We start from the raw sequence: 25,046 nt of genomic DNA on the forward strand, positions 1-25,046 counted from the left end.
GATGGGCTTCGCCATCAGCGATCCGCCGACCTTGTAGCCCTCGATCAGGCCGGGGAAGACATCGGCGGGATCCTCGATCGGGCCACGCCGCATCCGCTCGCCCCGCGGCTCGAACCGCGCCGCCGCGCGCGGCGAGACCTGCGTGTTGAGCAGGAACACCACATCCACCCCGGTCTGCGGCAGCGAGGCCTCGCGCTGCACGCGTTCCCACAGCGGCCCGGTGTCGAAGGTGGTCCACTGCACCGCGGTGCCGCTGGCCTGGGTGAAGGGCGCCGTGATGTCGCCGCCCTGGCGCCCGGTGGCGACCGTCTGGTGGACGCGGTGCGACAGCACCTGCAGCGGCGCGCCGGACTGCGCGCGCGCCGCGGCGGAGACGACGAAGGGCGATGCGATGGAGGCGGCGAGAAGGCCGCGGCGGGTCGTCATGATTGTTCCTCCCTCATGGTGTCGTGCGCGCCGAAGAGCTGCGCCAGGCGGTCATCCGCCGCCGTGAAGTGATCGAGCATGGCGGCGAAGGCGCCCTCCGCGTCGCGCGCGGCGACCGCCTCCGCCACGCGGCGGTGCCGGTCATGGGTGCGGCGCCAATCGGCCCGATCGCGCTGGCCGCCATTGAAGTGGCGCAGCACCTCCTCCAGCACCGGCCGCAGGCCCTGCATCTGCAGCCGCACCAGCCGGTTGCCGCTCATCCGCGCCAGCTGGTCGTGGAAGTCGAGATCGGCCGGGATCCAGGCCGGCACGTCGCCGATCGCCGCTTCCATGCGCGCAAGCGTCTCGTGCAGGCGCGCGATGCCGGCATGGGTCGCGCGCAGCGCGGCGAGGCGCGCCACCTGCGGCTCCAGCATGCGGCGCAGCTCCACCGCCTCGGCCAGGCCCTCGCGCGTGTTGCCCACGGCGAAGCGCCAGAAGCGCGCCAGCGGCTGCGCATCGGTCATCTCGACGATGCGCGTCGCGCGCCCCTGGCCGATCTGCACCGCGCCGAGTGCGGCGAGCTGCCGCACCGCTTCCCGCACCACCTGTTTCGAGACGCCGAAGCGTGCCGCCAGCGTCGCTTCCGATGGCAGCGCCTCGCCGGGCTTCAGGCGGCCGTCGAGGATCGCCTGGCTCAAGGCCGCCAGCACGCCATCGGCCAGCCGCACCGCGGCCAGTGGGCCGAAGGGATCCGAAGGGAGCGCAGCGCCGCTCATGCCGCCGATGCTACGCGCCCACCCCTCCGCCTTGCAACTCATCCACCTATCCGATAGGTGTGGGGCGAGGGAAGGGGGCGCCGCATGGCCCAGGCGGGCGATCCGCTGATCATCCGGGAGGTGCTGGCGCATCCGCTGCGCGCCCGCCTGCCGACCGTGCAGGTGACCAGCCAGGGCGATTGGCCCGCCCTCGAGATCGTCGTCGTCGAGATCCGCACGGAAAGCGGCCTGACCGGCATCGGTGAGGTGCTTGGGCGTCGTGGCGCGCTGGGGTATGCCGCCTTCATCAAGGACGCGCTGGCGCCGAAGCTGATCGGGCGCAGCGCGCATGATCGTCGCGCATTGTGGTCGGCGATGCGCAACACGCTGACGGGCCGGCTCGGCGGCATGCTCGTGGAGTGCATCGCCGGCCTCGACATCGCGCTCTGGGACCTGGCGGGGCAGGCGGCGGAGCAGCCGATCTGGCGCCTGCTCGGCGGCGTCGGGCGCCGTGCGGTGGATGCCTATGCGAGCTCGATCAACTGGGCCGAGGATGCGCGCGTGGAGGCGGAGGTCGCCGCGGCGCGCGCGAAGGGCTTCCGGCAGATCAAGGTGAAGATCGGCCGCCCGCTGCCGCGCGCCGTTGCGCGCGTGAGGCAGGTGCGGCGCCTGGTGGGCGACGAGGTGCTGCTCGGCGTGGACACCAACTGGGCCTACGACGCCGACGATGCGCTGCTGCTCGGCAAGGCGCTGTGCGACCAGGGCTACTGGTTCTTCGAGGAGCCGCTGCCGCCCGACGACCATGCCGGGTACCGCCGGCTGGCGCAGCACCTGCCGATCCGCCTTGCCGCCGGCGAATCGGATTTCACGGCGGCCGATTCCGCCGACCTCGTGCGCGACCATGTGCTCGGCCTGATCCAGCCGGACGTCGCGCGCTCGGGCGGCATCACCGAGACCTGGCGCATCGCGGAACACGCCGCGCTGCACGGCGTGAGCTACGCGCCGCATGTCGGCTGGTCCGGCGGCATCTGCGCCGCCGCGTCGCTGCACCTGGCGGCGGCGGCCGAGAGCTTCCTCACCTTCGAATGCATGGTCTTCGACAACCCGCTGCGGCAGGCGCTGACCGTGCCGGTGCAGGGCGATGTCGCGGGGCTTTCGGCGGAAGGCACGCTCGCCGTGCCGGACGCGCCGGGGCTCGGCGTCACGCTCGCGCCGGATGCGCTGGACCGCTTCAGGATCCCCGCATGACGCCCGAGCTGTCGCGCTTCGAGCCGCTGAAGCGCATCCTCGCCTTCGACGATTTCGACCGCGGCCATTGCGGCTGGGTGCAGCACCAGGGCAACTACGACGGCGATTTCGATTCCGTCCTGCCCGGCTATGCGCAGATGCAGCCGCCGATGCTCTCCACGCTGCCGAACTGGGATTTCGGCAGCCATGGCGGCATCGACGGCAACTATGTGCTGAAGCTGCAGACTTTGCCGCATCGCGGCGCGCGCACCTCCTGCGTGAAGCGCCTGACCTTCCGCGAGGCGGGCGCGATCCGGCTGGAATTCTACTTCACCTTCAAGCCCGAGGCCTCGGCGCTGACGCTGTCGGAGACCGATGTGCGGTCCTTCGGCCTGCTGTTCGACCTGCAATCCGGCGACGCCACGCCGCAGGGCGAGCGCGTGATGCCGCATCTGCGCTTCCTCAATGCGCGCGATGGCGACCATGTGCAGAAATGGCAGTTCAAGCGCGCAGTGGAGAAGGCGGAGACGCTGTCCGCCAAGTCGGCCACGCACGACCACATGGCGGATAGCGGCTGGGAGGACCTGCCCGGCGGCGCCCAGAAACTCTGCTACAACGAGATCCCGACCAAGGTGAACTGGCACTACGGCCGCATCGACCTCGACCTGCGCGACCTGCGCGTGACGGGCTTCCGCATCAACGACCGCGTGCACGACATGCGGCACTTCGCGGAGATGCGCATGCCCGCCTGGAAGAATTTGTGGTGCATGCTGAATGTCCTGTTCTTCGTGGAGACGGATGTGGACAAGCGCGCCTGGGGCGCGCTGGATTCCGTCTGCCTTTCGGCGGAGTGAGCGCGATGCTGCCGAACAGCCACCTCGCCATCGTCACCCGCAACATCACCTGGGAAGGTCCTGGCGACTTCGCGACGGAGCCGCATGAATGCGGCTGGGCGCGGGAGGCGATGGTCTTCATCCGTGCCCTGAAGCCGCCGCGCTTCCCGCATGGCGCGCCGAAGCTTGCCGTGCAGGTCGGCCCGGACGGCATGCATTGGGCGCCGCATGGCAGCGAGATCGCACTGCCCGCCAGCGTGCAGGAGATGACGGCCCTGCCGCTGGCGCAGTTCGGCGGCTGGCTGCGCCTGGCCGGCACGCTGCGCGCGGGCGAGTCCATCACGCTGCTGGTCAGCATCCACTTCAAGGCATGAAGGAAGGGCTGGCGACGCGGCTCGGGCTGCTGGCGCCCGCGCCGGCCCTGGTCTTCGTCGTGCTGCTGGTGCCGGCGCTGTATCTCGTCTGGCTGTCGCTGCATGTCTCCTCCTTCGGGATGCAGCCGCGCTTCGTCGGCCTCGAGAACTACGCGCGCATCCTGGCGGACGGCTATTTCTGGCGCGCGCTGGGCAACACCGCGGTGATCGTGCTGGTCGTCGTGCATGTCGAACTGCTGCTCGGCCTCGGCATGGCGCTGCTCTTCGCCTCCGGCCTGCCGATGCGACGGCTGCTGCTGGCCGCCGTGCTGGCGCCCTATGCGGTCAGCGAGGTCGCCGCCGTGGTGATGTGGCGCTACCTGTTCGACCCCGAGGTCGGGCATGTCAGCTTCGCGCTGCAGGCGCTCGGCCTGCCGCTGCTCGACTGGGCGGTGAACCCCACGCATGGGCTGGTGCTGGTGGCGCTGCTCAGCGTCTGGCTGCACCTGCCCTTCACCTTCATGATCCTCTACGCCGCGCGACTGGCGATCCCGATCGAGCTCTACGACGCCGCGCGCATCGACGGCGCAAGCCCCTGGCAGGTTTTTCAGCGCATCAGCCTGCCGCTGCTGGTGCCCGCCCTGCTGATCGCTGCCCTGTTCCGCCTGATCTTCGCCTTCCGCCTGTTCAGCGAGGTGTGGCTGCTGACCGGCGGTGGGCCGGCCCGCAGCACCGAGGTCGTGGCGGTCTACCTCTATCTGGAGGCCTTCCGCTACAACGCCTTCGGCGCGGCCTCGGCGACGGGATGGCTGATGGTGCTGGGCAGCCTGCTTCTCGCGGCGCCCTACCTGTGGCGGCTGGCCAAGACGCGGCGGGCGGATGCGTAGGCGCCCCCTCCTCGCCATCGGCAAGGCGCTGGCGGTCATCCTGATCCTGCTCTGGTCGCTCGCGCCCATCGCGCTGATCGTCAGCGCGTCGTTCAAGCCGGAGCGCGACATCTTCGCCTTCCCGCCGCGCCTCGGCTTCACGCCCACCGTCGAGCATTACGCCGCGCTGTGGGAGCGCTGGCCGGATTTCTTCACTGCGCTCGGCAACAGCCTCACCATCACGACGATGGCGACCATCCTCGCCGTCGCCGCCAGCCTCTGCTCGGGCTACGCCTATTCGCGCTTCCGCGGCCGCTTCGTGGAAGGCTCGGCGCTGTTCCTGATCGCGGTGCGGCTGATCCCGCCCATCGTCTGTACCCTCCCGCTGTTCCCGGCGGCGAATGCGCTCGGGCTGCAGGACACGCATGCCTGGCTCGCCATCCTCTACGCCACCTTCTTCGTCTCGCTCGGCACCTTCGTCATGCGCGCCTTCATCGACCAGATTCCCCGAGAGCTCGACGAGGCCGCGGCGGTGGACGGTGCCGGGCGGCTGCGCACGCTGTTGCGCGTGATCGCGCCGCTGGCCGCGCAGGGGATGCTGGCGGTCGCGGTCTTCGTCATCGTCTATGCCTGGAACGAGTTCCTCTTCGCCTTCATCTTCACCTCCACCCGCGCGCGCACCGCGCCGCTGGTCCTGGCCGAGATCGTCGGCAATTTCGACGGCGTGGAGTGGGGCGTGCTCTTCGCCGCCACATCCGTGCAGCTTCTGCCCGTGCTGGCCTTCGTCTGGCTGATGCAGAAGCACCTGGTCGCCGGGCTGACCGCGGGCGCCACGAAGGGATAGCCCGGCCGGCTTGCCGCGGGGCGCCGTCGCAATGCTAGGCTGGCGGATACAGGGGCAGGAGGCGGGCATGCAGGGCAGGGCATTCGGGCGGCGTATCATGCTGGCGGGGTTTGCCGCGCCGCTGCTGCCACGCCGGGCCGCGGCGCAGGACTTTCCCTCTCGCCCGCTGCGCGCCGTGGTCGGCTTCGCGCCCGGCGGCGGCGTCGATCTCGCCGCGCGCGTCGTGACGCGCCGCATGGGCGAGGCGCTGGGCCAGCCCGTCGTGGTCGAGAACCGGCCCGGCGCCGGCAGCACCCTCGCCGCCGGCGCCGTCGCGCGCGCCGAGGCCGATGGCTACACGCTGATGGTCGCCGAGACCGGCATGCTGATCGCCCCGACGCTCTATCGGGAGGTGCGTTACGATCCCGTCGCCTCCTTCGCGCCGGTCGGGCGCATCGCCGTGGCGCCCCTCGGCATCGCCGTCCCGACCGGGCTCGGTGTCGCGGATCTGCGCGCCGCCATCGCGCGCGCGCAGGCCGCCCCGCGCGCCTGGCGCTACGCCACCCCGGGCGTCGGGACGGTGCAGCACCTGGTCGGCGAGATGCTGCGCAGCACCGCGCCGATGCCGCTGGAGCACGTTCCCTATCGTGGGGGCGCACCCGCCGTCACGGCCGCCATCGCCGGCGAGATCGAGCTGGTGATCGCCAGCCTGCCCTCGCTGCTGCCGGCCGTCGGCGCCGGCACGCTGCGCCTGCTGGCGGTGACCACCGCCGCGCGGGTCGAGAGCGCGCCGGACGTGCCGGCCGTGGCCGAGGTGCTGCCGGGCTTCGACGCCGCGCCGAGCATCTTCCTGCTCGCGCCCGCGGGCACGCCGCCGGCGACGCTCGGCACGCTCAACGCCGCGCTCCGCGCCTCGACCGCCGATCCGGAGGTGAAGCGCGCACTGCTCGCCGCCGGCCTGATCGCCGCGGTGCCGGTCGATGCGTCCACCATGGCGCGGGAGGTCGCGGTGGAAACCGCGAAATGGACCGCGGTCGCGGGCGCCTCCGGCGCGCGCCTGGACTGACGAGGCCGCGCCCGATTTGCGGCTTCGCGCGCAAGGCACCTAAGATGCTCGCGACGCCGTGAGAAGACCCATGCCCGACGACAGCGCCCCGCTTCCCTGCGCGCAACTTGCGATCCCCGGCGCCGCGCCGGGCCACACCGCGCACCACACCGACTACATGGCGGCCGAGGTCGGCCATGTGACGCTCTCGCCCGCCGGGCCCGTCGTTGCCGGCAGCCATGCCAGCTTCGAGCTGGTCTTCACCGCCGGCCGCTTCGGGGTGGACGACACCGGCTCGCTGCGCATCTGCACGCGCCAGGTCTCGGACCTCGCGCGGCCGCAATTCGCCGATCCGAAAGCGCCGAACTACGTCTCGGCGGAGGCGTCGAACGGCGCCGCGCTGCGCCTGAGCTTCGATCCCAAGCTCGCCATGCGCCCCTGGAGCAGGACCATAACCGTCAGCGTCGAACGCGGCTTCCTCTCGCCGGGCGACACCATCACGGTGCGGCTCGGCGACCGGCGTGGCGGCTCGCCGGGGCTGCGCATGCAGACCTATTGCGAGGACGAATTCCGCTTCCTCGTCCTCGCCGACGTTTTTGCAACCTGCAACTGGGCGCTGCTGCCGGACCAGCCGAAGCTTTCGGTCGTTGCCGGCGATCCCGCGACCTTCCGCGCGCTGCTTCCCACGCGGCGTCGCGCGGGAGAAGGCTTCGCGCTCGGCCTGCGTGCGGACGATGCCTGGGGCAACCCGACCGATCGCCTGCACGGAAAATTCTCGCTGCGCGCGCTCGGCGCCGGCATCGAGGGACTGCCCGCCAGCTTCGACTGGCCGGAAGGCGCGCGCGCGCATCGCATCAAGGGGCTGCGCGTCGCACGCCCCGGCGAGCTGCGCGTGGAATGGCTGGACGAGACGGGCAGGGTGCTCGCCGTCTCCAACCCGCTCGATATCGTCGCCGAGGCGGCGCTGGTCCCCTTCTGGGCGGACCTGCACGGCCAGTCGGGCGAGACCGTGGGCACCAACAGCGCGCGGCGCCTGGCGGAATACGCCCGGGACTGCGCCTTCGTGGACGCGATGTGCCACCAGGGCAACGACTTCCAGATCACGAAGGAATTCTGGCGCGACCTGAACCGGCTGACAGCGGAGTTCGACCGGCCCGGCCGCTTCGTCTTCTTCCCCGGCTATGAATGGAGCGGCAACACCGCACTCGGCGGCGACCGCAACGTGATCCTGCTGAACGAGGATGCGACGATCCATCGCTCCTGCCACGCGCTGGTGGAGGACCTGTCGGACGCCGCGAACGACGCGCTGGACGTGAAGGCGCTGCATGCGATGCTGCGCCGGGAAGGCGACGTGCTCAGCCAGCCGCATGTCGGCGGCCGCTATGCCAACCTGTTCTATGCCCATGACAAGGCGCTGGAGCGCACGGTGGAGGTGCACTCCGACTGGGGCACCTTCGACTGGCTGCTGGAGGATGCCTTCGCCGTCGGCGCGCGCGTCGGCGTCAGCGCGAACTCGGATGGGCACAAGGGGCGGCAGGGCGCCTCGCATCCCGGCGCGTCGCAATTCGGCTCCTATGGCGGCCTCACCTGCATCCTGGCGGAGGAGCTGTCGCGCCCCGCGCTGTTCCGCGCGCTGAAGCGGCGGCATCACTACGCCACCACCGCCGCGACGCGCGCGCTGGTGGACCTGAAGGTCACGCTCGCCGCGCCGGCCGACCTGCATGAGGACGACCCGGCGCTCGGCGGCGCGGCGATCGGCCGCACGGCGAGCGCGATGATGGGGGACATCCTGACCGGCGTCGTGGATTCGGAGGCGCTGTTCGAGGCGGAACTCGCCGCCGCCGCGCCGATCGAGCGGGTGGAGCTGCGCAACCGCACGGACCTCGTCGCGATCTGGCGGCCCTATGCCGCCGCCGATCTCGGCCGGCGCATCCGCGTGATCTGGGAAGGCTCGGAATATCGCGGCCGCGGGCGGGAGACGATCTGGAAGGGCCGCGTCGCGATCGAGGGCAACCGCTTCGGCGCGACGCGCCCCATCAACCGCTGGAACCTCGACAAGCCCTTCGCCGCCGACACCGATGGCGTCGCCTTCGAGGCCGTCACGACCGGCGGCTTCGCGGGCATGGAGACCGTGCTGGAGGAAGCCGGCGCCGGCACGCTCACCATCGACACCAACCTGGTGCAGGCGCGCATCCCGGTCGCGGAGATCGGCCTGGAGGACAAGGTCTTCGAGGCCGGAGGCCTCGGCCGGCGCATCCGCGTCTTCCGCCTGCCCGATGCCAACCCGCATCGCCGCGTGCGCCTCTCGCGCCGCGTGGCGCTGCGCGGCGGCGAGGACAATGCGCTCTATCTGCGCGCCACCTTCGAGGATGGCGCGGTGGCCTGGTCGAGCCCGGTCTATCTGATCCGCGAAGGAGGCTGATGATGCGTCGCCGTTCCCTGCTGCTGGCCGCCGCCGGCACCGCTGCGCTGCCAGTTGCGTTGCGCGCGCAGCCCGCCTGGCCGACGCGCGCCATCACCATGGTCGCGCCGCTCGCGGCCGGCAGTTCGGTGGACATCGTCGCGCGCACCGTCGCGGATGGCTGGAGCACCCGGCTCGGCCAGCCGGTGGTGACCGAGAATCGCCCGGCGGCGAATGGCACGGTCGCGCTCGGCCAGGTCGCGCGCGCGGCGCCGGATGGCTACACGGTGACCATCACCGGGCAGACCTCCATCGCCTTCAACCCGGTGCTCTATCCGCAGCTGCCCTACGACCCGCTGCGCGACTTCCAGCCGATCACGCGCATCGTCGCGGTCAGCAACGCGCTGGTCGTGAAGCGCGGCTCGCCCTTCAACAGCGTCGCCGAGATCGTGGCGGCGGGGAAGGCGAACCCGGGCAAGCTCACCTATTCCTCGGGCGGCGTCGGCACCACGCATCATGTCTCCTCCGCGATGATGGCGCAGATGACCGGCTTCGAGGCGACGCATGTGCCCTATCGCGGCGCGCCGCAGGGCATCCTGGCGGCGCAGACCGGCGAGGTGGACTTCGCCTTCTTCAACATCTCGACCCTGCTCGGCCTGATCCGCTCGGGAGAGTTGCGGGCCCTCGCCGTCACGTCCCGCGCGCGCTCGCCCTTCCTGCCGGACGTGCCGACCATGCAGGAGGCCGGCGTGGCCGGCTACGAGATGAGCACCTGGATCGGCGTCTCAACCGTGGCGCGCACCCCGGCGCCGATCGTGCAGCGCATGTACGAGGTCACCAGGGCCATGATGGCCGACGAGGCGGTGCGCAAGCGCCTGGCGGAGATCGGCTTCGACATGATCGCGCAGCCGACGCCGGAGGAAATGGTGGCGATCCACCGCGCCGAGTTCGAGAAATGGGGACCGATCCTGCGCGCGGCCGGTGTCAGCCGGGACTGAACGCGTCGCGTTCCGCCATGCGGGAGGGCGCGGCCTCCCGCCCGGCGCGGTCATCTCGGCTCATGCGTTTCGGACGGTGGCGCGGCGCTGGCTGGGGGACCTGGATTCGAACCAAGGCTGCCGGAGTCAGAATCCGGAGTTCTACCACTAAACTATCCCCCACCGCCGGCGGGCTCGTCCCATCGCCTCGGGACGGGCGCGGGGGTTACCACAGCGGTCCGGGGCAGGCAACATCCGCTCGTTTCACGCCGCTGAAATGCCTTGCCCCGGAAGCGGGGCCGCCGGATCATGGAGTTTGGAAGCCTTCGCGGCCGATGCCACGGCATCGCCCCGCGCCGGCGACCGGCAACCGCAATGCCTGACGATCTTCCCTCCGCCCCCGCACCGGCACCGCCCCCAGCACCGCGCGCGGCCGATCCCGGCCCTCGCCGGGAGAACGCCATGCCGCCGGCCTATGCGGCGCTCGATCTCGGCACCAACAACTGCCGGCTGCTGGTCGCGGCGCCCGCCTCGGGCGGGTTCCGGGTGGTGGACAGCTTCAGCCGCATCGTTCGCCTGGGCGAGGGCCTGGTCAGCTCCGGCCGCCTGTCGGAGGCGGCGATGGACCGCGCCATGGCGGCGCTCGGCGCCTGCGCAGACAAGCTTCGCCGCCGCCCGGTGCGCGCGCTCCAGGCGGTGGCGACCGAGGCCTGCCGCCGCGCCGCCAACGGCCCGGCCTTCCTCGCCCGGGTCGAACGGGAGACCGGGCTGCGCCTGCGCACCATCTCGGCCCGGGAAGAGGCGGAGCTCGCGATGGAATCCTGCGCCCCGCTGCTGGAGCCCGGCGACCGGCGCGCCCTGCTGTTCGATATCGGCGGCGGCTCGACGGAGATCGCCTGGATCCGCATCCAGCCGCACCGGCCGGCGCCGGAGCTGATCGGCTATCTCTCGGTGCCGGTCGGCGTGGTCACGCTTTCCGAGCGCTGCGGCCCCTCCTGCTTCACCGAGGCCGGGTTCCACGCCGTGGTGAACGAGGTGGCGGAACGCCTCGCAGGCTTCGATTCGGTCCATCGCATCGCGCAGGAGATCCGCGCCGGCGGGGTGCGGCTGATGGGCACCTCCGGCACCGTCACCACGCTCGCCGGCGTCGCCATGTCGTTGCCGCGCTATCGCCGGCCTCTGGTGGACGGGCAGACGCTCGATGCCGATGTGGCGGACCAAGCGCTCGGCGACCTGTTTGCCCTCGGCCGCGACGGGCTGGCGGCGCATCCCTGCGTCGGGCCGGACCGGGTGGAGTTCGTGCTGCCCGGCTGCGCCGTCTATGCCGCGATCCGCCGGGTCTGGCCGGTGCCGCGGCTGACCGTCGCCGATCGCGGCCTGCGGGAGGGCATGCTGCTGCGGCTGATGCGCGCGGACCGCATGGCCATGCGCGGCCATCCGCCGCGCCGGCAGGGCTGGCACGCGCACGCCTGATCGCCGATATCCCGGCGATGACACGCACGACGCCTGGCGGACGATCGCTCTCGGCCAGGCTGCGCACCGCGAAGGGGCGCAGCCCGCAAAGCCAGCGCTGGCTCGAACGCCAGCTCAACGACCCCTATGTGCAGGCGGCCAGGGCGCAGGGCTGGCGCTCCCGCGCCGCCTTCAAGCTGATCGAGCTGGACGAGAAGTTCCATCTCCTGAAGCCGGGCGCGCGTGTGGTGGACCTCGGCTGCGCGCCGGGCGGCTGGATCCAGGTCTCGCTCCGCAAGGCGGGTGAGCAGGGGCGGGTGGTCGGGCTCGACCTGCTGCCGGTGGACCCGGTGCCCGGGGCGACGATCCTGGAGGGCGACTTCCAGGACGCGGCGGTGGAGCGGCAGGTCGAGGCGGCGCTGGGCGGGCAGGCGGACCTGGTGCTGTCGGACATGGCGCCGAACACCACCGGGCACGCCGCGACCGACCATCTGCGCATCATGGCGCTGGCCGAGCTGGCACTGGATTTCGCGCTGCGGGTGCTGGCGCCGGGCGGGGGATTCGTCGCCAAGGTCTTCCAGGGCGGGTCGGAGAAGGCCTTCCTCGACACGCTGAAGCAGCGCTTCGCGCAGGTTCGCCACGCCAAGCCCCCGGCCAGCCGCAAGGACAGCGCGGAGCTCTATGTCGTCGCCACCGGCTTCAAGGGCGCGCAACCCTGACCCGACGACGCGTCAGGCAAGCGTCACGCCGCATCCGCTGGACGCCGGGTCGCCATCGGGTGTAGGGCGGGCCGCCAAGGTCGCGTTCCCCGAGAGGTCCCCGCCATGGCGCCCCCCGACAGTCCAGCCGAGTTCGCGCCCCGCGGGCGCTTCGAGGAGGCCTATGCCTTCGACGATGTCCTTCTCGTGCCGGCCTATTCCACCGTGCTGCCGGCCGACACCGACACCCGCACCCGCCTGACGCGCGAGATCGCGCTGAACATCCCCCTCGTCGCCGCCGCGATGGACACGGTGACCGAGGCGCCGATGGCCATCGCCATGGCCCAGGCCGGCGGCATCGGCGTGATCCACAAGAACCTCTCGCCGGAGGACCAGGCCGCGCAGGTGCGGCGGGTGAAGAAGTTCGAGAGCGGGATGGTGGTGAACCCGCTGACCATCCATCCCGACCAGACCCTGGCCGATGTCCGCGCCCTGCAGGATGCCCACAAGATCAGCGGCATCCCGGTGGTGGAACGCGCCTCCGGCCGCCTCGTCGGCATCATCACCAACCGCGACGTCCGCTTCGCCTCCGACCCCGACACCCGGGTCTATGAGCTGATGACGCGGGAGAACCTGATCACCGCCAATGCCGATGTCACCCCGGCCGAGGCGCGCGGCCTGCTGCACAAGCACCGGATCGAGAAGCTGCTGGTGGTGGACGACGCCTATCGCTGCGTCGGCCTGATCACCGTGAAGGACATGGAGAAGGCGCAGGCCAACCCGAACGCCGTGAAGGACGCGATGGGCCGGCTGCGCGTGGCGGCGGCGACAGGGGTGGGAGAGGACGGCTTCCGCCGCGCCAGCCTGCTGGTCGAGGCCGAGGTGGACGTGATCGTGGTGGACACCGCGCATGGCCATTCGGGCGGCGTGCTGAAGGCGATCGAGCGCATCAAGCGCCTGTCCAACTCCGTCCAGGTCGTGGCCGGGAACATCGCCACGCCGGAAGGCGCGCTGGCGCTGATCGAGGCCGGCGCGGATGCGGTGAAGGTGGGCATCGGCCCGGGCTCGATCTGCACCACCCGCATCGTCGCCGGCGTCGGCGTGCCGCAGCTGACGGCGGTGATGGAAAGCGCCGCGGCCTGCCGCGAGCACGGCGTGCCCTGCATCGCCGATGGCGGCATCCGCTCCTCCGGCGATGTCGCCAAGGCGATCGCGGCCGGGGCCGACTGCGTCATGATGGGCAGCGTCTTCGCCGGCACCGACGAGGCGCCGGGCGAGGTTTTTCTCTACCAGGGCCGCTCCTACAAATCCTATCGTGGCATGGGCAGCCTCGGCGCGATGGCGCGGGGCAGCGCGGACCGCTACTTCCAGGCCGAGGTCGCGGACAAGCTCAAGCTGGTGCCCGAGGGCGTCGAGGGCCGCGTCGGCTACAAGGGCCCGGTCGGCGCGGTGGTCCACCAGATGGTCGGCGGCCTGCGCGCCGCGATGGGCTACACCGGCAGCGCCACCATCGCCGACATGCAGCGCGGCGCCCGCTTCCGCCGCATCACCAATGCCGGCCTGCGCGAAAGCCATGTGCATGACGTCGCGGTGACGCGGGAGGCGCCGAACTACCGGATGGAGGGGTAGCGCGGCGTCCCGCGGGAGGGCTTGCCGGCGGCGCCCGGCGGGGCGCAGCATGACCGTCCCCTGGTAAGGAACGCCAGCGCGATGCCCCGACGGGCCGCGACCACGGCCGCCATCGTCTTCGACGCCTACGGGACGCTGCTCGATGTGCATGCCGCGGTCGCTCGCCATGCCGCCCGCCTCGGTCCCCAGGCCGCCGCCGTCTCGGCGCTGTGGCGGGCGAAGCAGCTGGAATATTCCTGGATCCTCTCGGCCTGCGGCGACTACGAGGATTTTTCGTCCGTCACCGCGCGTGCCCTGGACGTCGCATTGGCAGCGCATGGCGTTGCCGACGGGGCGCTGCGCGCCGACCTGCTCGGCGCCTATCGCCGGCTGGACGCCTTTCCCGACGCGGTTCCCGCGCTGGCGGCGCTGCGCCAGGCCGGCATGGCGACCGCCATCCTCTCCAACGGCGAGCCCGCGATGCTGGAGGAAGCGGTGGCGGCCGCCGGCCTCGCGCCGCTGCTCGACGCGGTGCTCTCGGTCCATCTGCTGCGGCGCTACAAGCCGGCGCGGGCGGTCTATGCGCTGGCCACCGACCGCTTCGCCTGCCAGCCGCACGAGATCGCCTTCGTCTCCGGCAATGCCTGGGACGCCTATGGCGCGGCGCGCTTCGGCTTCCGGGTGCATTGGCTGAACCGGGCGGCGGTGCCGGGCGAATACTGGCTGGACTCGCTTGCCGCGGGGCGCATCGGCACGCTCGCCGAGCTTCCGGGCCTGCTCGCGCCGTGACCCCCGCCGGCCGCCTCCAGGCGGCGATCGACCTGCTGGACGCGCTGCAGGCGGCGCCCCGCCGCCCCGCCGATGCCATCGCCACCGACTTCTTCCGCAGCCGCCGCTACATCGGCAGCGGCGACCGCCGTGCCGTCTCCGACCTCGCCTGGGGCGCGATCCGGCAGAAGCTGCGGCTGGACTGGCACCTGGCGCGGATCGGCGTGCCGGCCACGCCGCGCCTGGTGCTGGCGGCGCAGCTGCTGCTGGCCGAGGGCTGGACGCTGCAGCAGCTCGGCGGGCACTTCACCGGCGACCGCTTCGCGCCCTCGCCGCTGTCCGCCGAGGAGGTCGCGATCCTGCGCCGCCTCTCCGGCGTGCCGCTGATCCATCCCGAGATGCCGGACGGCCCGCGGCTCAACCTGCCGGACTGGGCGCTGCCCGGCCTGCGCGCCCGGTTCGGCGCGGATCTCGCCGCCGAGGCCGCGGCGATGGAGGCGGCGGCGCCGCTCGACCTGCGGGCGAACCTGCTCCGCACCAGCCGTGAATCGGCGCGGCTTGCGCTGGCGGGCGAGGGGCTCGCCGCCCAGCCGACCCCGCTCTCGCCCTGGGGGCTGCGCATCGCGGAGCGCAAGCCGGTCACCGGCACAGCCGCCTTCAAGGAGGGCCTGGTGGAGGTGCAGGACGAGGGCAGCCAGCTCATCGCCCTGATCACCGATGCGCGGCCCGGCATGCGGGTGGCGGATTATTGCGCCGGCGCCGCCGGGAAGACCCTGGCGCTGGCCGCTGCGATGGACAATCGTGGCCATGTCGTCGCCTGCGACGTCTCGGCCGCCCGGCTGGAGGGGGCGGGGCGGCGGCTGCGCCGGGCCGGCGTCAACAATGCCGAGCGGCACCTGCTGGCGCCCGGCGACAAGTGGCGCAAGCGGCGCGGCCGCAGCTTCGACCGCGTGCTGGTGGACGCCCCCTGCACCGGCAGCGGCACCTGGCGGCGCAATCCCGATGCGCGGCTGCGCACCAACGCGACCGATCTGGCCGAGCTTTCGGCCAAGCAGGCCGCCATCCTCGAGGAGGCCTCAGAGTTGGTGCGTCCCGGCGGAAGACTGGTCTACGCTACCTGCTCGCTCCTTCCGGAGGAGGACGAAATGCAGATCGAGCGCTTCCTCGCGCGCCATCCTGATTTCGTCATGCGCCGCGTCCCGGCGCTGTGGGCAGAGCTTTGCCCGGGCACGCCCTGCCCGGTGGAGGGCGACGCGCTCGCGCTCTCGCCCGCGCGCCACGGCACCGACGGCTTCTTCGCGGCCGTGCTGGAGAGACGGCCATGATCTGCGTCCGCCGCGCCCGCGCCGAGGACGCGCCCGGCATCGCCGCGGTGCATGTGGCGGCCTGGCGCAACGCCTATGCCGGCATCCTCGACGACGCCTACCTGGCCGGCCTGTCGGAGGTCCGGCTCGCCGCCTTCTACCAGCGCGCCATCCTCGACCGCCGCCAGGGGCACGCGGTGTTCGTAGCGACCGCGGGCGGTGGCGACCAGCCCGGCGACCAGCCCGGCCCCGCCGCCGCCATCATCGGCTTCGCCTCCGGCGGCCGGGCCCGGCGCCAGGGCCTGGCGGCGGGCGAGGTGGAGACGCTCTACGTGCTCGACGATTTCCGCGAGCGCGGCGTCGGGCGGCGGCTGATGCGGGCGATGGCGGCGCATCTGCGCGCGATCGGCTGCAACTCGGCCGTGGTCTGGGTGCTGGCCGAGAACCAGGCCCGCTGGTTCTACCGCCATCTCGGCGGCCGGCCGGCGATGACCGAGACGATCGGCGTGGCCGGCCGGCCGGTGCAGCAGACCGCGCTGACCTGGGACCCGATCGAGAGCCTGCTCGCCCATACCGCGCCGGTGCAGGAGGGCTAGCCGGCGATCGGCCGGGCCGCGAACGCCGGGGCGCTTGCCGCCGGCGCTGGCCTGTGGTGATAGCCCGCCATGACGCTCCCCCCCGACTCCGCCGCGCCCTCGAATTCCGATCCCGCGCGCCGCGGCACGACCCGCCACGAGCGCATCCTGATCCTCGACTTCGGCAGCCAGGTGACGCAGCTCATCGCGCGGCGCCTGCGCGAGACCGGCGTCTATTGCGAGATCTGGCCCTATAACGCGGCGCCCGAGGCCCGCATCCGCGCCTTCGCGCCCAAGGGCATCATCTTCTCGGGCGGGCCGGCCAGCGTGACGGAGGGCGAGAGCCCCCGCGCGCCGGACTACGCCTTCGCCTCCGGCCTGCCGATCCTCGGCATCTGCTACGGCCAGCAGACGCTGGCGCATCAGCTCGGCGGCACGGTGGAGGGCGGGCATGCGCGGGAATTCGGCCGCGCCCATGTGGACGTCACCGGCGACTGCGCCATCACCCAGGGTGTCTGGGCAAAGGGCGCGCGCGAGCAGGTCTGGATGAGCCATGGCGACCGCATCACGGAACTGCCGCCCGGCTTCCGCGTGGTCGCCAGCAGCGAGGGCGCGCCCTTCGCGCTGATCGCCGACGACAAGCGCCATTACTACGGCACGATGTTCCACCCCGAGGTCGTGCACACCCCGCATGGCGCGCAGCTTCTGAAGAACTTCACCCATCTGGTCTGCGGCTGCACCGGCGACTGGACGATGGGCGCCTTCCGCGCGGAGATGATCGAGAAGATCCGCGCGCAGGTGGGCTCGGGCCGCGTGGTGTGCGGCCTCTCGGGCGGCGTGGATTCCTCCGTCGCAGCGGTGCTGATCCATGAGGCGATCGGCGACCAGCTCACCTGCATCTATGTGGACCACGGCCTGATGCGGGCGAACGAGTCCGAGCAGGTGGTGTCCACCTTCCGCGACCGCTTCAACATCAAGCTGGTGCATCGCGACGCGTCCGACCTGTTCCTCGGCCAGCTCTCGGGCGTGACGGACCCGGAGCAGAAGCGAAAGATCATCGGCCGGCTGTTCATCGAGGTGTTCGAGGAGGAGCAGAACAAGCTCGGCGGCGCCGACTTCCTGGCGCAGGGCACGCTCTATCCCGACGTGATCGAGAGCGTGAGCGCGACGGGCGGCCCGAGCGTGACGATCAAGTCGCACCACAATGTCGGCGGCCTGCCGGAGGGAATGCGCATGAAGCTCGTCGAGCCGCTGCGCGACCTGTTCAAGGACGAGGTGCGCGCGCTCGGCCGCGAACTGGCGATCCCGGAGGCGATCGTCGGCCGCCATCCCTTCCCGGGGCCGGGCCTCGCGATCCGCATCCCCGGCGAGGTGACGCGCGAGAAGGCGGACCTGCTGCGCAAGGTGGACAGCATCTACCTGGAGGAGATCCGCACGGCCGGCCTCTACGACGCCATTTGGCAGGCCTTCGCCGTGCTGCTGCCGGTGCGCACGGTCGGCGTGATGGGCGATGGCCGCACCTATGACCAGGCGTGTGCCCTGCGCGCCGTGACCAGCACCGACGGCATGACGGCGGATGTCTATCCCTTCTCGATGGAGTTCCTCTCGCGCGTCGCGAACCGCATCGTCAACGAGGTCCGCGGCATCAACCGCGTCACCTACGACATCACGAGCAAGCCGCCGGGGACGATCGAGTGGGAGTGAGGCCGGCGCGTCACGCCGGCCAGATCCACCACACATAGGCGACATATCCGGCCAGCAGCGCGCCGCCCTCTCGGCGGCCGATGCGCAGCCCGGTCCAGGCGAAGACGAGCAGCGCCGCGGAGACCGCCACCATCACCAGGCTGTCGAACCAGGCGATCTGCGCCGGCACCTCGGTCGGCGCGATCAGCGCGGTCACGCCCAGGATGCCCAGGATGTTGTAGATGTTCGAGCCGAGGATGTTGCCGAGCGCGACATCCGACTGTCGCCGCGCCGCCGCCACGAGGGAGGTGACGAGCTCCGGCATGGAGGTACCGACGGCCACGATGGTCAGGCCGATCACCGTCTCCTCGATGCCGAAGTCGCGGGCGATCCCGACCGCGCCATCCACCAGCAGCTTCCCGCCGAGCACCACCATCACGAGCCCGCCGAGCGCCATCCCGAGCGCCAGCAGCGGCGCCCCGGCGCCGGCCGCGCGCAGGTTGGGATGCGTGCCCTCGAAGGCCTGCGCCTTCTCATAGGCGGCCGGATGGCCGTCGGCGCCCGCGCGCTCCGTCCGCCAGGCATAGACCAGATACGCCACGAGCCCGCCGACGAAGCCGAGGCCCACCAGGCGGTCGAGCGCCAGGAACCAGCCGACCAGCGCGAAGACCACCGCCACCGCCAGCACCAGCACGCCGTCGCGCTTCAGCGCCGCCGAGCCGACGCGCACCGGCGAGACCAGCGCGGCGAGGCCCAGGATCAGCAGGATGTTGGCGATGTTGCTGCCGACGGCGTTGCCCACGGCGATGCCCGGCGAGCCGATCAGCGCCGCCTGCACGCTGGTGACCAGCTCCGGCATCGAGGTGCCGAAGCCGACCAGCGTCAGGCCGATCAGCAGGGGCGAGACGCCCATGCGCTCGGCCAGCTGCACCGCGCCGCGCACCAGCGCCTCGCCGCCCAGGGCGAGCAACGCCAGGCCGGCGAGCAACAGGAGGAAGTCCAAGGCGGCGGCCCCTCAGGCCGGCGCCGGGACGGCGCGCTGCGCCAGGCCCCGAGGCATCTGCGATGTCTCCATGCGGACGAGGCGCCGGGATGGCGCATCGCGGGGTCCGACATCGCGCGGCATCGCGCCAGAGGGGCCCGGACCCGCGCGCGAGTTGGGCCGCGCGCGCCGCCGCTTCAAGGTGGGGTTGCGCCGGTTGGTGGCCGCCGCCGCCCGCCCTATCCTGCGCGCGCATCAGCTGCGGGGGCGCCGATGGCCGTGACGATCCATGGCATCCGGAACTGCGACACGATGAAGAAGGCCCGCGCCTGGCTCGAGGCGCAGGGCGTCGCCCACCGCTTCCACGATTACAAGGTGGACGGGCTGGACCGCACGACGCTCGAGGCCTGGGCGCGCGCATTGGGGTGGGAGTCGCTGCTGAACCGCGCCGGCACCACCTTCCGCAAGTTGCCGGAGGCGGAGAAGACGGGACTCGACGAGGCGAAGGCGCTGCGGCTGATGCTGGCGCAGCCCTCCCTGGTGAAGCGCCCCGTGCTGGATGTGGACGGCCGGCTCGAACTCGGCTTCTCGCCGGCGGCCTATGCGCGGCTGTTCGGCGCGCGGCCATAACGCATGCAGGGCGCGCGCCGGCTCAGGCGCAACATCGGTCGCGTGCCCCGCGGAATCCGCATTGCACCCTTGCGCTGGCGCGGCCGAAGCATTACGCGCCGAGGACGAGCCATTCGCGCCCGGGCGCCCGCCGATCGCGGGTGCATGGGCCTCGGGATGTGCCCGGACGGATGATAGGGAGAGCTTTTCGCCATGCGTATGACCAAACTCGGCGCCCTGCTCGGTGCCGCGCTGTTCGCGGGCGGCATTGCCGCGCCCGCCCTCGCCCAGCCCGCCGCCGACACCGTCGCCGCCATTCGCCAGCGCGGACAGCTGATCTGCTCGGTCTCGCCCTCGACCGTCGGCTTCTCGCTGCCGGACAGCCAGGGCGTCTGGCGCGGGCTCGACGTGGACTACTGCCGCGCGGTGACCGCGGCGATCTTCGGCGACCCGACCAAGCTGCGCATCCTGCCCTCCTCGACCCAGCAGCGCTTCACCATGCTGCAGTCGGGCGAGGTGGACATGCTCTCCCGCACCACCACCTGGACGATGGCGCGCGAGGCGTCGCTCGGCTTCCTCTTCGCCGGCATCAACGTCTATGACGGCCAGGGCTTCATGGTGCATCGCGACAGCGGCGTGACCTCGGCCCGCCAGCTCGACGGCGCCACGGTCTGCGTGCAGCCCGGCACCACCACCGAGCTGAACCTCGCCGACTACTTCCGCGCCAACCGGCTGCGCTACACGCCGGTCGTGATCGAGAGCGTGGAGGAAGTGCGCGCGGCCTTCATCAACCGCCGCTGCGACGTCTACACCAATGACAGTTCCTCGCTCGCCTCCTTCGCGGCCAGCCAGGGCGCCAATGCCAGCCGCTACCTGCTGCTGCCCGAGATCATCTCCAAGGAGCCGCTCGGCCCGGTGGTGCGCAAGGGCGATGCCCGCTTCTTCGACATCGTGCGCTGGACGCATTTCGCGCTAGTGACCGCCGAGGAGATGGGGATCACCCAGGCGAATGTGGACAGCTTCGCCACCAGCACGAACCCCGACGTGCAGCGCTTCATGGGCCGCACCGGCGATCTCGGGCGCATGCTGGGCCTCGAGAACGACTGGGCCGTGCGCATCATCAAGGCCGTGGGCAACTACGGCGAGATCTGGGAGCGCAACATGACCCCGATCGGCTTCCCGCGGGGCGTGAACAACCTCTGGACCCGGGGCGGCCTGCAATACGCCCCGCCGATGCGCTGATCGCGGCCTGAGCCGCTTCGGGGCCGGGGGCGTGTCGCACCCCCGGCCGTTTTTGTGTCCGCCGCGCCGGGCGGCCCTATTCGGCGGGCGGCGCCGCGACCGGCAGCGCGGCGCGATAGGGCTCCACCATCAGCGCTTCCTGCCGCATCACCGCGACGCGCTCCCGCGCGGCAAGCCGCGTGCTGCCGTCCGGCGCCCGCGTCACGACATAGCGCCAGGCGGTGAGCTGCCCCTGCTCGGCGATGCGCCGGGCGATCCGCGAGACCTCCGGCCCGCTGCCGAGCCCGGCGAGTTCGGCGGGCGTCAGGCCCACCGTCACTTCGCCGCGGGCGAGCTGGATCCTGAAAAGCTGGACGGGGGCCTCGCCCTGCGCCGCGGCCGGGGCGGCGGCAAGCGCGGCGAGGGCGAGACCCGGCAGCAGGGCGAGGGCGGCGCGCCGGGCAGTGGCGGGGCGGGTGAGGGACATGGGGCGATCTCCGCGTCGGATGCCCTGGCAGGGTGCCGCGCCCGCATTGCATGTGCATGTCGCGGCCTCGCCTTCGTGTTTCCGCCCGGCTTCGCCGGTCGCGGGGCAGGGAGGGGCGTGCGGGGCCTGTGGATCGCGAGGACATCGGGGATGGGTCGCAACGCGCTCTTTCGCGGGATGCGCGAGGCATGGTCCAAGGGGATGGCGGGGCGACGCGCGCGGCGCGTCCCGCCGGTCTCGCCATATATGAGGCAAGGCAGGGCTTGCGCTTAACGAACGAAACGGGAACATAGACGTCCTAGGTTGGACTCGCGGGAAAATGCAACGGGGAACCTGCGGGATAGCGGTAGTGTTCACCGGACTGTGGCAACACTACATCTTGTTGCGGTGGGCCTGCCGGGGGCAATCTCCGCGGCATGGGGGAGTCGCCCCGGGTCACCGGGGCTGATCATGGGGGTAGTCGTGTTCGACGCAGTCCAGCTTGAAGGCCACGGCCAGGTCCGGATCGACCGCTCGCGCGACGCGCTGCTGACCGATTTCGGCAAGGCGACGCTCGACGACCGCTACCTGCTGCCCGGCGAATCCTACCAGGATCTCTTCGCGCGGGTGGCCAGCGCCTATGGCGACGACGCGGCGCATGCGCAGCGCATCTACGACTACATCTCGAAGCTGTGGTTCATGCCGGCGACACCCGTTCTGTCCAATGGCGGGACGACGCGCGGGCTGCCGATCTCCTGCTTCCTGAACGAGGCCTCCGACAGCCTGGAGGGCATCGTCGGCCTCTGGAACGAGAATGTCTGGCTGGCGGCCAAGGGCGGCGGCATCGGCAGCTACTGGGGCAATCTGCGCGGCATCGGCGAGAAGGTCGGGCGCAACGGCAAGACCTCCGGCGTCATTCCCTTCATCCGCGTGATGGACAGCCTGACTCTTGCCATCTCGCAGGGCTCGCTTCGTCGCGGCTCGGCCGCCTGCTACCTGCCGGTCAACCATCCGGAGATCGAGGAATTCCTCGAGATGCGCCGCCCGACCGGCGGCGATCCGAACCGCAAGGCGCTGAACCTGCACCATGGCGTGCTGATCCCGGACGCCTTCATGCGCGCCGTCGAGAATGACGAGGAATGGGCGCTGGTCTCGCCGAAGGATGGCGCGCTGGTGAAGAAGGTTTCCGCCCGCGCGGTCTGGATCCGCATCCTGACCGCGCGCATCGAGACCGGCGAGCCCTACATCATCTACTCCGACCATGTGAGCCGCGCGCAGCCCGCGCATCACAAGCTGGCAGGGCTGGCGGTGAAGACCTCCAACCTCTGCTCCGAGATCACGCTGCCGACCGGCACGGACCAGCACGGGATGGAGCGCACCGCGGTGTGCTGCCTCTCCTCCCTGAATTGCGAGACCTGGTTCGAGTGGCACAAGGACCCGCAGTTCATCCCGGACGTGATGCGCTTCCTCGACAACGTGCTGCAGAGCTTCATCGACACGGCGCCGGATTCCATGGCGCGGGCGCGCTACAGCGCGATGCGCGAGCGCAGCGTCGGCCTCGGCGTGATGGGCTTCCACAGCTTCCTGCAGTCGCTGAACGTGCCCTTCGAAAGCGTGGTGGCGAAGAGCTGGAACAAGCGGATGTTCAAGCACATCCGCGAGGCCGCCGACCGCGCCTCCCGCGAGCTGGCGCTGGAGCGCGGGCCCTGCCCGGACGCCGCCGAATACGACATGATGGAGCGCTTCTCGCACAAGATCGCGATCGCGCCGACGGCGTCCATCTCGATCATCTGCGGCGGCGCCAGCCCGGGCATCGAGCCGATCGCGGCCAATGTCTACAACCACAAGACGCTGTCCGGCAGCTACATCGTGCGCAACCCGTACCTGAAGAAGGTGCTGGCGAAGCACGGCCGCGACGACGAGGAGACCTGGACGACGATCACGGTGCGCAAGGGCAGCGTGCAGCACCTCGACTTCCTGGACGAGCAGGAGAAGGCCACCTTCAAGACCGCCTTCGAGCTCGACCAGCGCTGGGTGGTGGAGCACGCGGCGGACCGGACGCCCTTCATCTGCCAGTCGCAATCGGTGAACCTCTTCCTGCCGGCGAATGTCCACAAGCGGGACCTGCACCAGATCCACATGATGGCGTGGAAGAAGGGCGTGAAGTCGCTCTACTACTGCCGCTCGCTGTCGATCCAGCGCGCGGACGCGATCAGCGAGAAGGTGGTGGGCCAGTCGGATGTGATGGCGGCGCACAAGGAGGATGGCGGGCAGCCCTCGCTCAACCTCGTGACGCCCGCGGCGAACACCACGAACTACGAGGAGTGCCTCGCGTGCCAGTGACCCAGACAGCGGCGCACCCCGATGCGATGCGCCTGGCCGCGCGGCGCGCGCGCCTTTCGCGCCAGCTCGACCTAATGATCGACGAGCGCGGGCCGGTGGAGCAGGTGAAGCGCCTGATCGCCGACCTCGATTCCATCTCCGCCGACCTGGCGAAGGCGCTGCGTGCGGCGCCCGATCCCGACGCGCGCGGCTGAGCCTCCACTGCAACGCCCAACAACGCCGGAAAGAGCATCCATGCCGGACGACGCGATCTCCCGTGACGAGCTGCCCGTGAAGTTCGACCTGCTGACCGCGAACCCGGTGTACAAACCCTTCCGCTACCCCTGGGCCTATGAGGCCTGGCTGCAGCAGCAGCGCATCCATTGGCTGCCGGAGGAAGTGCCGCTCGCCGACGACGTGAAGGACTGGCAGAAGAACCTGACGCCGGCCGAGAAGAACCTGCTGACGCAGATCTTCCGCTTCTTCACCCAGGCCGACGTCGAGGTGAACAACTGCTACATGAAGCACTACAGCCAGGTCTTCAAGCCGACTGAAGTGCTGATGATGATGTCGTCCTTCTCGAACACCGAGACGATCCACGTCGCGGCCTATTCGCATCTCCTCGACACCATCGGGATGCCGGAAATCGAGTACACGGCCTTCCTGAAGTACAAGGAGATGAAGGACAAGTACGACTACATGCAGTCCTTCTCGGTCGAGAACAAGACCGAGATCGCCAAGACTCTGGCCGCCTTCGGCGCCTTCACGGAAGGCCTGCAGCTCTTCGCTTCCTTCGCGATCCTCATGAACTTCCCGCGCTTCAACAAGATGAAGGGCATGGGGCAGATCGTGTCCTGGAGCGTGCGGGACGAGACGCTGCACTGCCTGAGCGTGATCCGCCTGTTCCGGACCTTCGTCCAGGAGAACCCGGAGATCTGGACCGAGGATCTGAAGCGCGACCTCTACCTGATCTGCTCCACCATCGTGGACCACGAGGACGCCTTCATCGACCTTGCCTTCGAGCTCGGCGGCGTGCAGGGCCTCGATGCGGCGCAGACCAAGCAGTACATCCGCTTCATCGCCGACCGCCGCCTGCAGCAGCTCGGCCTCGAGCCGCTCTACAAGATCGAGAAGAACCCGCTGCCCTGGCTCGACGAGATGCTGAACGCGGTGGAGCACACCAATTTCTTCGAGAACCGCGCCACCGAATACTCGCGCGCCTCCACCGCCGGCTCCTGGGAGGAGGCCTTCGCCGACTCCACCTTCACCACCGCCCAGCCCGAGGGCGAGATCGCCCTGGCGCAGCGCCACTGAGGCGCCCGACGGCTGGCGCGGGTCGAAGCCCGCGCCGGCCCGGCGAGCCCGAGCCTGGCCGCGCCGAGCCGGGCGCGGCGCCCTGTCACGGCGCGGTCGCGCCCTCCGGCGGGGCATGCACCGTCACCGGCGGCAGCTCGCCCTCCCAGCGGGCGATCTCGACCAGGCAGGATTGCGCCGCCGAGCCCTGACCGAGGCGGGAGGTGCCGACATCCTGCGTCAGCACATTGGCGTTGCCATGCACGCAGGGCGCATCGGTGGCACCCGGCCGCGCCGGGTTCCACCAGGCCCCCCGCGCCCAGGCGACGCCCCCCCGGCCGGACGCCACCCGCCGGCGCCGCCCCGCCCCCGGGGGG

The 25,046-nt window shown here is 71.2% G+C and carries 23 protein-coding genes, 1 tRNA gene and 2 pseudogenes; 20 read left to right on the plus strand and 6 right to left on the minus strand.

Features of this window, described 5'->3' with window-relative positions:
* Positions 1–426 (minus strand): annotated as a pseudogene (locus tag AC1MIR_RS21015) (ABC transporter substrate-binding protein); the annotation flags it as partial.
* Positions 423–1,184, minus strand: coding sequence for a FadR/GntR family transcriptional regulator (locus tag AC1MIR_RS21020; RefSeq protein WP_480030128.1), 762 nt, complete (start codon positions 1,182–1,184; stop codon positions 423–425). The gene AC1MIR_RS21020 and the pseudogene AC1MIR_RS21015, both read right to left, overlap by 4 nt.
* 84 nt (positions 1,185–1,268) lie before the next feature.
* Between AC1MIR_RS21020 and AC1MIR_RS21025 the strand changes: the two genes are divergently transcribed.
* The 8 genes from AC1MIR_RS21025 to AC1MIR_RS21060 all read left to right on the plus strand — a co-directional run bounded on the left by AC1MIR_RS21025 (position 1,269) and on the right by AC1MIR_RS21060 (position 9,709).
* Positions 1,269–2,411, plus strand: coding sequence for a mandelate racemase/muconate lactonizing enzyme family protein (locus AC1MIR_RS21025; RefSeq protein WP_480030129.1), 1,143 nt, complete (start codon positions 1,269–1,271; stop codon positions 2,409–2,411).
* Positions 2,408–3,244, plus strand: coding sequence for a DUF6772 family protein (locus tag AC1MIR_RS21030; RefSeq protein WP_480030130.1), 837 nt, complete (start codon positions 2,408–2,410; stop codon positions 3,242–3,244). The genes AC1MIR_RS21025 and AC1MIR_RS21030 overlap by 4 nt, the downstream gene beginning before the upstream one ends.
* A 5-nt stretch (positions 3,245–3,249) precedes the next feature.
* Positions 3,250–3,597, plus strand: coding sequence for a hypothetical protein (locus AC1MIR_RS21035; protein WP_480030131.1), 348 nt, complete (start codon positions 3,250–3,252; stop codon positions 3,595–3,597).
* Entirely contained in the window at positions 3,594–4,463 is an 870-nt protein-coding gene (locus AC1MIR_RS21040; RefSeq protein ID WP_480030132.1) for a carbohydrate ABC transporter permease, read from the plus strand. Before AC1MIR_RS21035 ends, AC1MIR_RS21040 begins: the two co-directional genes overlap by 4 nt.
* Entirely contained in the window at positions 4,456–5,286 is an 831-nt protein-coding gene (locus AC1MIR_RS21045) for a carbohydrate ABC transporter permease (RefSeq protein WP_480030133.1), read from the plus strand. The genes AC1MIR_RS21040 and AC1MIR_RS21045 overlap by 8 nt, the downstream gene beginning before the upstream one ends.
* 67 nt (positions 5,287–5,353) lie before the next feature.
* Entirely contained in the window at positions 5,354–6,331 is a 978-nt protein-coding gene (locus AC1MIR_RS21050) for a Bug family tripartite tricarboxylate transporter substrate binding protein (protein ID WP_480030134.1), read from the plus strand.
* A 70-nt stretch (positions 6,332–6,401) separates the two neighbouring features.
* Positions 6,402–8,732: a DUF3604 domain-containing protein gene (locus AC1MIR_RS21055; protein WP_480030135.1), complete on the plus strand. Its 2,331-nt coding sequence runs from the start codon at positions 6,402–6,404 to the stop codon at positions 8,730–8,732.
* Between the two features lie 2 nt (positions 8,733–8,734).
* Positions 8,735–9,709 (plus strand): Bug family tripartite tricarboxylate transporter substrate binding protein, encoded by a 975-nt coding sequence (locus AC1MIR_RS21060; RefSeq protein ID WP_480030136.1) that lies wholly within the window; start codon positions 8,735–8,737, stop codon positions 9,707–9,709.
* An 88-nt stretch (positions 9,710–9,797) separates the two neighbouring features.
* On the opposite strand, the gene AC1MIR_RS21065 is transcribed toward AC1MIR_RS21060, so the two are convergent.
* Positions 9,798–9,871: transfer RNA gene (locus tag AC1MIR_RS21065), tRNA-Gln, on the minus strand.
* Positions 9,872–10,150: 279 nt separating this feature from the next.
* On the opposite strand from AC1MIR_RS21065, the gene AC1MIR_RS21070 reads away from it, so the two are divergent.
* The 7 genes from AC1MIR_RS21070 (at position 10,151) to guaA (ending at position 17,797) form a co-directional block, all read left to right on the plus strand.
* Entirely contained in the window at positions 10,151–11,161 is a 1,011-nt protein-coding gene (locus AC1MIR_RS21070) for a Ppx/GppA phosphatase family protein (protein WP_480030137.1), read from the plus strand.
* Positions 11,162–11,178: 17 nt separating this feature from the next.
* Positions 11,179–11,859, plus strand: a complete 681-nt coding sequence (locus AC1MIR_RS21075) for an RlmE family RNA methyltransferase (RefSeq protein ID WP_480030138.1) — start codon at positions 11,179–11,181, stop codon at positions 11,857–11,859.
* 105 nt (positions 11,860–11,964) lie between these two features.
* Positions 11,965–13,467: an IMP dehydrogenase gene (gene guaB / locus AC1MIR_RS21080; protein WP_480030139.1), complete on the plus strand. Its 1,503-nt coding sequence runs from the start codon at positions 11,965–11,967 to the stop codon at positions 13,465–13,467.
* An 81-nt stretch (positions 13,468–13,548) separates the two neighbouring features.
* A complete protein-coding gene (locus AC1MIR_RS21085) occupies positions 13,549–14,235 on the plus strand; it encodes a haloacid dehalogenase type II (RefSeq protein ID WP_480030140.1) in 687 nt (228 codons plus the stop codon).
* The gene (locus AC1MIR_RS21090; protein WP_480030141.1) at positions 14,232–15,539 is read left to right on the plus strand and encodes an RsmB/NOP family class I SAM-dependent RNA methyltransferase; all 1,308 of its coding nucleotides are present in this window, start codon (positions 14,232–14,234) and stop codon (positions 15,537–15,539) included. Before AC1MIR_RS21085 ends, AC1MIR_RS21090 begins: the two co-directional genes overlap by 4 nt.
* Complete coding sequence (locus AC1MIR_RS21095; RefSeq protein ID WP_480030142.1) at positions 15,536–16,114, plus strand: N-acetyltransferase family protein; 579 nt, start codon at positions 15,536–15,538, stop codon at positions 16,112–16,114. The genes AC1MIR_RS21090 and AC1MIR_RS21095 overlap by 4 nt, the downstream gene beginning before the upstream one ends.
* A gap of 69 nt (positions 16,115–16,183) precedes the next feature.
* Positions 16,184–17,797 (plus strand): glutamine-hydrolyzing GMP synthase, encoded by a 1,614-nt coding sequence (gene guaA, locus AC1MIR_RS21100; RefSeq protein ID WP_480030143.1) that lies wholly within the window; start codon positions 16,184–16,186, stop codon positions 17,795–17,797.
* Between the two features lie 10 nt (positions 17,798–17,807).
* Here the strand turns inward: guaA and AC1MIR_RS21105 are convergent, their stop codons facing one another.
* Positions 17,808–18,779, minus strand: a complete 972-nt coding sequence (locus AC1MIR_RS21105; RefSeq protein ID WP_480030144.1) for a calcium/sodium antiporter — start codon at positions 18,777–18,779, stop codon at positions 17,808–17,810.
* Positions 18,780–19,031: 252 nt separating this feature from the next.
* Here AC1MIR_RS21105 and AC1MIR_RS21110 point away from each other — a divergent pair, with 252 nt between their 5' ends.
* Together AC1MIR_RS21110 and AC1MIR_RS21115 are read left to right on the plus strand one after the other, a co-directional pair.
* Positions 19,032–19,388 (plus strand): ArsC family reductase, encoded by a 357-nt coding sequence (locus AC1MIR_RS21110; protein ID WP_480030145.1) that lies wholly within the window; start codon positions 19,032–19,034, stop codon positions 19,386–19,388.
* Positions 19,389–19,580: 192 nt separating this feature from the next.
* Entirely contained in the window at positions 19,581–20,609 is a 1,029-nt protein-coding gene (locus tag AC1MIR_RS21115; RefSeq protein WP_480030146.1) for an amino acid ABC transporter substrate-binding protein, read from the plus strand.
* 76 nt (positions 20,610–20,685) lie between these two features.
* Here the strand turns inward: AC1MIR_RS21115 and AC1MIR_RS21120 are convergent, their stop codons facing one another.
* The gene (locus AC1MIR_RS21120; protein WP_480030147.1) at positions 20,686–21,075 is read right to left on the minus strand and encodes a hypothetical protein; all 390 of its coding nucleotides are present in this window, start codon (positions 21,073–21,075) and stop codon (positions 20,686–20,688) included.
* A gap of 450 nt (positions 21,076–21,525) precedes the next feature.
* Here AC1MIR_RS21120 and AC1MIR_RS21125 point away from each other — a divergent pair, with 450 nt between their 5' ends.
* From AC1MIR_RS21125 to AC1MIR_RS21135, 3 genes are read left to right on the plus strand one after another with little or no spacing between them, the layout of a single operon-like run.
* The gene (locus AC1MIR_RS21125; protein WP_480030148.1) at positions 21,526–23,397 is read left to right on the plus strand and encodes a ribonucleoside-diphosphate reductase subunit alpha; all 1,872 of its coding nucleotides are present in this window, start codon (positions 21,526–21,528) and stop codon (positions 23,395–23,397) included.
* Entirely contained in the window at positions 23,388–23,591 is a 204-nt protein-coding gene (locus AC1MIR_RS21130; RefSeq protein ID WP_480030149.1) for a hypothetical protein, read from the plus strand. Before AC1MIR_RS21125 ends, AC1MIR_RS21130 begins: the two co-directional genes overlap by 10 nt.
* Positions 23,592–23,631: 40 nt before the next feature.
* Entirely contained in the window at positions 23,632–24,690 is a 1,059-nt protein-coding gene (locus tag AC1MIR_RS21135) for a ribonucleotide-diphosphate reductase subunit beta (protein WP_480030150.1), read from the plus strand.
* Positions 24,691–24,775: 85 nt separating this feature from the next.
* On the opposite strand, the pseudogene AC1MIR_RS21140 reads toward AC1MIR_RS21135, so the two are convergent.
* A pseudogene (locus AC1MIR_RS21140) lies at positions 24,776–25,046 on the minus strand (hypothetical protein); the annotation flags it as partial.

This window comes from Falsiroseomonas sp. RANM36, assembly GCF_056682175.1.